The following is a 968-nucleotide window of genomic DNA, read 5'->3' as shown; positions in this document are numbered from 1 at the left end:
TTGTGCCGTGGCCTCGCCTGATGGCAGTGATCGAGCCGCTGTACCCGAAGAGCGGGCGTGTGGGCCGACAGCCCATCGGAGTGCCGAGAATGTTGCGCATGTACTGTCTGCAGCAGTGGTACGGCTTGGCCGACGAGGCGCTGGAGGACGCGTTGTATGACAGCCAGGCGTTGCGCGACTTCGTGGGCGTCGACCTGTCGCGCGAGTCGGTGCCCGATGCCACGACGCTGCTGAAGTTTCGCCGCCTGCTGCAGGACAATGACCTGACGCGGGCGCTGTTCGACGAGATCAACGCACACTTGGCCGAGCAAGGCTTGCTGATGCGTGCAGGCACCATCGTGGACGCGACGATCATCGCTGCGCCCAGTTCGACGAAGAATGCCGAGAAGGCGCGCGATCCCGAGATGCATCAAACGAAGAAGGGCAATCAGTGGTACTTTGGCATGAAGGCGCATGTCGGCGTGGATGCCGAGTCGGGCGTCGTGCACACGGTCATCGGTACGGCGGCCAACGTCAGCGACGTGACGCAAGCCGGCGCACTGCTGCATGGGCAGGAGACGGTTGCCTTCGGTGATGCCGGCTACCAGGGCGTGGACAAACGCGAAGAAGCGATAGGGCCGCAGTGGCACGTGGCGATGAAGCCGGGCAAGCGCAAGCAGCTGAACCCTGAGTTCAAGTGGGCGCGATTGCTTGAGCAGGCCGAGCAACTGAAGGCCAGCGTTCGCGCCAAGGTCGAGCATCCGTTTCATGTCATCAAAAACCTGTTCCGTCACAGGAAGACGCGCTACAAGGGGCTGGCTAAGAACGAAGCGCAACTATTCAGCCTGTTCGGCTTGGCCAACATCGTGATCGCCAAGAGGCGGTTGCTGGCCATCGATGCCCAAGGTGCGTCTTAAACGCGCCGATCCTTGCAAAACGCGCCTTCCAAAGGCTGTCGAGACCCGCTATTCAGCATCGGCAGTGCCCGC

Annotated in this window: 1 protein-coding gene; it reads left to right on the top strand. The window is 62.1% G+C overall.

The window, feature by feature from the left end:
* A partial coding sequence (locus HV670_RS30145; protein ID WP_217478564.1) for an IS5 family transposase occupies nt 1-896 on the top strand: 896 nt, incomplete at its 5' end.
* Nucleotides 897-968 lie beyond the last annotated feature (72 nt).

It is taken from the genome of Pararobbsia alpina (assembly GCF_902859895.1).
GTDB classification, from domain to species: domain Bacteria; phylum Pseudomonadota; class Gammaproteobacteria; order Burkholderiales; family Burkholderiaceae; genus Pararobbsia; species Pararobbsia alpina.
The sequence above is the reverse complement of the archived record's forward strand: the minus strand, read 5'-3'. Positions and strand labels throughout refer to the sequence as shown.